The sequence below is a fragment of the Rhizomicrobium sp. genome, from assembly GCF_056722145.1.
Genome location: NZ_JBWZET010000364.1, coordinates 45,162 through 51,840, shown reverse-complemented (window position 1 = coordinate 51,840; position 6,679 = coordinate 45,162). Strand labels below are relative to the sequence as shown.

The 6,679-nt window shown below is 63.5% G+C and carries 5 protein-coding genes; 4 read left to right on the top strand and 1 reads right to left on the bottom strand.

Annotated features, from left to right (window positions below; genetic code table 11):
• Positions 1-389: 389 nt before the first annotated feature.
• From AC1P6P_RS19425 to AC1P6P_RS19410, 4 genes are all read left to right on the top strand, one after another.
• Positions 390-983, top strand: a complete 594-nt coding sequence (locus AC1P6P_RS19425; protein WP_481404098.1) for an NAD(P)H-dependent oxidoreductase — start codon at positions 390-392, stop codon at positions 981-983.
• Between the two features lie 64 nt (positions 984-1,047).
• Entirely contained in the window at positions 1,048-3,735 is a 2,688-nt protein-coding gene (locus AC1P6P_RS19420) for a bifunctional acetate--CoA ligase family protein/GNAT family N-acetyltransferase (protein ID WP_481404097.1), read from the top strand.
• 113 nt (positions 3,736-3,848) lie between these two features.
• On the top strand, positions 3,849-4,577 hold the full coding sequence (locus tag AC1P6P_RS19415) for a helix-turn-helix domain-containing protein (protein WP_481404096.1): 729 nt from the start codon (positions 3,849-3,851) through the stop codon (positions 4,575-4,577).
• A 176-nt stretch (positions 4,578-4,753) separates the two neighbouring features.
• Positions 4,754-5,617, top strand: a complete 864-nt coding sequence (locus AC1P6P_RS19410; RefSeq protein ID WP_481404095.1) for a universal stress protein — start codon at positions 4,754-4,756, stop codon at positions 5,615-5,617.
• Between the two features lie 17 nt (positions 5,618-5,634).
• Here the strand turns inward: AC1P6P_RS19410 and AC1P6P_RS19405 are convergent, their stop codons facing one another.
• Entirely contained in the window at positions 5,635-6,291 is a 657-nt protein-coding gene (locus AC1P6P_RS19405; protein WP_481404094.1) for a hypothetical protein, read from the bottom strand.
• Positions 6,292-6,679: the final 388 nt, after the last annotated feature.

The following is a 6,679-nucleotide window of genomic DNA, read 5'->3' as shown; positions in this document are numbered from 1 at the left end:
GAGGCGGGCTTTGGCTTCCTGGCCGCGCTGGCGCACGAGGTCCGACAGGGTCTCGGCGATGCGCGAGAAGCCGGCTTTCAACTCACCCACGTCGTCCGACAGCTTCTTGACGTCTTCGTTTGCCATGGCACTTCCATCCTGCTGTTCCGGGTTGAGACAACCCGCTTGAATTCCTATCCCCACACTGTGGCAGCATATTGCCGCAGGGCAAGCCCTCCAGGCAATTTCGCCTGTGGGCATCACCGGGGCCTCCTCTTAAGGGAATTCGGGGTTCAAATACAGGAAGAACCTGAGTCTCGCTGCCCCCGTCGCGGGAGTAATTTGACAATGCGCAATGCGTTTGGCGGCCCCGGCTTCCACAACAGCGCGCCCCTGGAGGGAATTCGACCATGCAGCACGCCCTGATCATTGCCCACCCCAATCCGCGCAGTTTCGTCTCGTCGTTGGCGGTGGCCTATGCCGAGGCCGCCGAAGCGCTCGGACATAAAACAATCATGCGCGACCTCTATGGCATGGCGTTCGATCCTTGCCTGAAGGCCGACGAGATTCCGTCCGCGGCCGGCTATGCGCCCCGCCCCGATGTCGTGGCCGAGCGCCTTCTGCTGGCCGATACCGATGTGTTTGCGCTGTTTTATCCGTTCTGGCTCAACTCCCCGCCGGCGATGCTGAAGGGCTATCTCGATCGCGTCTTCGGCTATGGTTTTGCCTATGGAAAAGGCAAGGCGGGCAACGAGCCGCTGCTGACGGGGCGCAAGCTGATCAGTTTCACGGCATCGGGGGCGCCGTCGGAATGGGTGCGGAAAACCGGCGCCTGGGAGGCGGTCCGCACACTGTTTGACGAACATGTGTCAGCCGTCTGCGGTCTTACAGTCGTCGACCATGTTCATTTTGGCAGCGTCGTCCCGGGCATTCGTGGCGATGTTGTGGCACGCCACCAGGACAGCGTGCGTGACGCTGTGGCGAGACAATTCGGCCCACACTGACTGACTGGCAATCCCCAGGTCAGAGGTTTAACAGGCCCGCAAACCCCCCAATGAGGCGCGATGCATGACGACCCGCAACCTTGATGCTTTGTTTCATCCCAAGAGCATTGCTCTGATCGGTGCCAGCCAGAAGCCGAAGTCGATCGGCGCGGTGATTGCTGAGAACCTGCTCGCCGGCGGCTTCAAAGGCCCGATCATGCCGGTCAATCCCAAGGCCGAAGCGATCAACGGCGTGCTCGCTTATAAAGATGTCGCCAGCCTGCCGGTCGTTCCCGACCTGGCGTGCATCGCGACGCCGCCGGCTTCGATCCCGGCGATCATCGACGAACTCGGCGCCCGCGGCACCCGCGCGGCGGTCGTGATCACCGCCGGCCTGCGCGACATGCTCGCCCCCGACGGTCAGACGCTCGAATATCACATGCTCGCGAACGCCAAGAAGCACGGCCTTCGCATCGCCGGTCCGAACTGCATCGGCATCATCTCCACTCCGGCCGGCGTCAACGCCTCGTTCGCCGAAGCCAAGCCGAAGAAGGGCCGCGTTGCCTTCGTGGCGCAGTCCGGTGCGCTCGTCGCCACCATGCTCGACTGGGCGCTGGAACGCGGCGTCGGCTTCAGCCATCTCGTCTCGATGGGCGACCAAGCCGATGCCGACTTCGGCGACATGCTCGACTACATGGCGCAGGACCCCGACACCGACGCGGTCGTGCTCTACATCGAAGCGGCCGGCCACAAGAACGGCTTCAGCCCGCGCAAGTTCATCTCGGCGGCGCGCGCCTGCGCCCGCATCAAGCCCGTGATCGCCATCAAGGCCGGCCGCTCGGCCGCGGCGGCGAAGGCGGCGTCCTCGCACACCGGCGCGCTCGCCGGCGCCGACGGCGTCTATGATGCGGTGTTCAACCGCTCGGGCATTCTGCGCGCCCGCGATCTCGACGAGATCTTCGACGCGATCGAAACCCTGTCGAAGCCCGGTCGCGTCACCGGCGACCGTCTGCTCATCGTCACCAACGGCGGCGGCGCCGGCGTGATGGCGGTGGACAAGCTGTCGGACCTCGGCGGCAATCTGATCGACATCTCGGAAGAAACGATCAAGAACATCGACGCCGTCTGCCCGCCGACGTGGTCGCGCGGTAACCCGGTCGACATCATCGGCGACGCCCCCGGCAAGCGCTTCTTCGACACCATGAAGATCTGCAACGAGGTTCCCGATGCCGATGGCGTCGTCGTCCTCTATTGCCCGACCGCCGTGGCGTCGAGCCTGGAAGGCGCCGAGGCGGTGGTCGAATCCGTCAAGGGTACGACCCGTCCGGTCTTCACCAACTGGCTGGGCTCGTCGGACGAAACCAAGAAGGCCCGCGATGCGTTCCGCGCCGCCGGCATTCCGACCTTCGAAACCCCGGAAAAGGCGATCCGCGCCTTCATGCACCTGGCCCAGTTCAGCCGCGTGCAGAACCTTCTGATGGAAGTGCCGCCGTCCAAGGGCGAGAATTTCTCGCCGGATGAAGCCAAGGCCAAGGCGATCGTCGAAAAGGCGATGAGCGAAAAGCAGCTGTGGCTCGATGCGGTCAGCCTGTCCGATCTGTTCGCCTGCTACCAGATCCCGATCGCCCGTTCGAAGGCCGCCAAGACCCCGGCCGACGTCGCCGCGATTTCGGCCGACTGGAAGTCGCCGATCGTGATCAAGATCATGTCGCCGGAAATCACCCACAAGTCGGACGTCGGCGGCGTCAAGCTGAACCTGGAAACCCCGGAAGAGGCCAAGGCCGCGGCCGAGCAGATGCTGATCACCGTCGGCAAGAACTGCCCGGACGCCAAGCTCGACGGCTTCCTGGTGCAGGAAATGATCAAGCGCCCGCGCGCCTACGAACTGATCTGCGGCGTTGCGGTCGACGGCACCTTCGGACCGTACCTGTTGTTCGGTCAGGGCGGCGTGTCGGTGGAAGTGGTGGCGGACTCGGCGCTGGCGCTGGCGCCGATCAACACCACGCTCGCCATGGACATGATCACCCATACCCGCATCTACAAGCAGCTCAAGGGCTTCCGCGATCGTCCGCCGGCGGCGATCAACGACGTTGCCGACGTGCTGGTGCGCGTGTCGAAGCTGATCTGCGACTTCCCGGAAATCCAGGAACTCGACATCAATCCGCTGCTCTGCGACGACAAGGGCGTGATCGCGGTCGACGCCCGCATCAAGCTTGGCGAACCCAAGCCGGGTGCGCGTGACGGTCGCCTTGCGATCAAGCCGTATCCGAAGGAACTGGAAGCCACCGAAGCCGTCTCCGGCGCCGGCGAATTCTTCGTCCGTCCGGTCCGCCCCGAGGACTACAAGGTGTTCACCGAATTCTTCGGCAAGCTGGCGCCCGATGACGTCCGCCTGCGGTTCTTCTCGCCGCTGCGCACCCTGCCGACCAGCCTGCTGTCGCGTCTCACCCACATCGACTACGACCGCGACATGGCGTTCGTCATGTTCAACGACAAGAACGAGCTGGTGGGCATCGCCAACTTCTCGTCGGATGCCAACAAGGACAGCGCCGAGTATGCGGTCCTGGTGCGCTCCGACCTCAAGGGCCACGGCCTCGGCACCGCGCTGATGAAGCGCGTCGTCGAGTACGCCAAGTCCTATGGCGTCAAGGAGGTCCACGGCGACGTCCTGACCGAGAACACCATGATGCTGGCCCTGTGCAAGGACCTCGGCTTCAAGGTGGTTCCGGTCGCGGGTTCGCCGGAATTGGTGGTTACCTCGCTGACGTTCTAAAATATCCCGGAAGTCCGTAACGGAATTTCGGAAATTACATACGGGGGGTGGCTCTTTACAGGGAGCCGCCCCCCGGCGCTATTCTGGGGTGTCGCGTTTCGCGGAAGGCTCCAGTGCAGCGCAGATTGGCAGAAAGTGCGATCGACACGCCCGGCGAGGCCGCGAGGCCGGCGGCTTGCGAGCACGGCTGCCGCTTCTTCGCCGACACCGGCTGCATCTCCAAATCCGACATGGACGCGCACGGCGTCACCATGCACTTCGCCCGCAACGAGACGATCTACGCCAAGGGCGACGAGGCGCGTTATTCCTTCAAGGTGGTCGAAGGGGCGGTGCGCCTGTCGCGCATCTTCGCCGACGGCCGCCGCCAGATCGTCAATTTCTTCCTGCCCGACGAAACCTTCGGCATCGAGCTTTCCAACGAATACTCGGCGACCGCCGAGGCAGTCGGCGATGTCGTGGCGCTGAGGTGTCCACGCCTGTGCATTTCGGCGATGACCGAAGGCGATCCCGACATCAGCCAGAAGCGGCTGGCGATGTTCTCGAAGTCGCTCGCGGCCGCCGAACGCCATGTCGCCATGCTCGGCCACCAGAGCGCCAAGGAGCGGGTCGCCTCGTTCTTCATGGCGCTCGAGATGCAGCGCCGCAACGATGATTCCCACACGCTCGACCTGCCGCTCAGCCGCCAGGACATCGCCGATTATCTCGGCCTGACGATCGAAACCACCTGCCGGGCGCTGTCGGAGCTGAAGCGCCAGAACATCATCGCCACCCCCAGCCGCCGCCGCATCGTCATCCGCGACCTCGCCGGCCTGACCGCCATCGCCGAGGGCGGCGGGGACTAAGGCCCTCTTTTCTGCCCCCACACGCGCACCGGTCGCCTCGCTCGCACACAGAGTGTGGGGGAAGTGGCGCGAGAGCGCCAAAAGGGGCAGAATGCCCATCTTTGACAACTCTCAATGCCAAACCCGCGCCGATAGGCTCTTGTTCTGACGAATGGGGGCTTTCTGGGGAGTGGGCCATGCCGTTCGTCAAGATTCTGGTGCCGGTTGCAGGCGTGGCGCGGGACCGTTTCGCGCTGGCCACGGCGTTCGCGGCGGCCAAGCCCTTCAACGCCCATGTACTGGCGCTGTTCGTACACGCCGACCCGCGCGAGCAGGTGCCCTATGGCGAGCTGCCGCTGTCGCCCGACATCGTCCAGGATCTGATCGATACCGCCGCCGATCTCGAAAAGGCCTCGTCCAAGGCGGCGCGCTCGACGCTGGCTTCGATGGCGGCCGAGGCGAACATGCGCATCGTCGCCCGGGCGGAGCGCAAGGACGCCGTCACCGTCTCCTATGAAGAGGTGCGCGAGCACCTGCCGCGGGCGCTCGACAAGGCGGCGCGGCTTTGCGACCTGGTGGTGTTCCCGCCGATCCGCGAGACCGACGAGCCCGAGGTGCAGGAAGCGTTCGTCCGTACCCTGACCAAAGTCGGGCGCCCGGTGCTGCTCTCGGCCGAAACCATGCCCGAGACCATCGGCAAGCGCATTGCGGTCGGCTGGGACGGCTCCATCGTTTCGGCGCATGCGCTGACCGCGGCGTTGCCGTTCCTGCGCCGGGCCGAGAAGATCGAAGTCATCACCGTCCAGAACGGCGTGCTGCCGGGCAACGGTTCCGACGTCGCCGCCTATCTCGCCCTGCACAACCTGACGTGCGAGACCAAGATCTTGCCGCGTGGCGACGCTTCGACCGCGGAAGTGCTGCTCGATACTGCCGCGAACCAAGGCTTCGATCTGCTGGTCTGCGGCGGCTACGGTCACCACCAGGTAATGGAATCGATCTTCGGCGGCGTCACCGAACACATCGTCTCCCACCCGATGATCCCGGTACTGATGATGCACTGAGGCAAGAGAGGCCGGCGTCAGTCCTTCCATTTTTGCCAAGTGTAGTCGGCCCACCCCTTGTCGCGGTAGTGCTCGCAAGGCGCAAATTCGGCTGCGCCGCAATCGAGACCGTCGCTATCTGGTACGCGATATTCACCCCAGTTGGCCTTTTTGACCAGACGGCCAGGATAGGCTGTCCACCAGCCGGTATACTGATTATTGGCATATCCGTCCGACACGATGTCGATTTCGTCGCGAACCAGACTGCCCTGGGCGTCGATCACCCAATCGAGCCACATCGTGCCCGTAAAGATGCCGGCATGGGTCTGTTCGGGATTTTCCCGAAATTCATAATGGGCGGCGAGATGACCGCGCGCCTTTACCGTGACCGGCGGCACATCTTCCGGCGTGTAAGTGAACGGCGCCTGTGCGGAGATCTTGTCGATGACGATGGTGCCGGTGAAATCGCACGCGGTGTTCTTCACCAGCGTCAGGCCGCGGACGCGATAGAGTTTGGGATTGGCGCTATCGCGTCTGACCTCGGTGAAGTGGATTTTCAGGCGCTGAAAATCGGTGCCGATATAGCCGATGAATTCCGACCCAGGCTTGAGCAGCGTCGAGAAATCCCGAGCCGCATAGCGACTCGTCGTTGTGGCGCCCTGCTCGGTCGCCGCGGCAGGAGCCATCGCGATCATGAGCAATGTCAGGAACCGGATTATTCGCCACATCTGCCGACCCACCCGAGTTGCACTTCTGTGATCCTAGCCTCCACGGCCAGGAGGGCGATGCGTCGGTTCCGTCATAATTTTGCACAGGAGCGTAGGGTTGCGCGCGGTTTGGACGAGGCGAAAAAGTTTCACGCCGGCTTGGCAGGTCACTACAAGGTACGCCGCCTATAAGTCGCAATCGCATTGGTGCAGCGCAAATATTAGAGCGTTTCGAATTGGATTCGGGCAGGAGCGCTCCGCGCTGTTTAGCGTGGGCCTATTTGGCTAAAAAACGCCCGTTTTCCGCCTTTTGGCCAGTCTGAAGTGCGTCGGAGCGGCGGATTTCGCCCACACTTCGGATCAAAACAGGTATCGG

What these genes read in the sequence shown, in the direction of transcription:
- AC1P6P_RS19425 (WP_481404098.1), top strand. Translation starts at nt 390, where the DNA reads ATGCAGCACGCCCTGATCATTGCCCACCCCAATCCGCGCAGTTTCGTC.
- AC1P6P_RS19420 (WP_481404097.1), top strand. Translation starts at nt 1,048, where the DNA reads ATGACGACCCGCAACCTTGATGCTTTGTTTCATCCCAAGAGCATTGCT.
- AC1P6P_RS19410 (WP_481404095.1), top strand. Translation starts at nt 4,754, where the DNA reads ATGCCGTTCGTCAAGATTCTGGTGCCGGTTGCAGGCGTGGCGCGGGAC.
- AC1P6P_RS19405 (WP_481404094.1), bottom strand. Translation starts at nt 6,291, where the DNA reads ATGATCGCGATGGCTCCTGCCGCGGCGACCGAGCAGGGCGCCACAACG.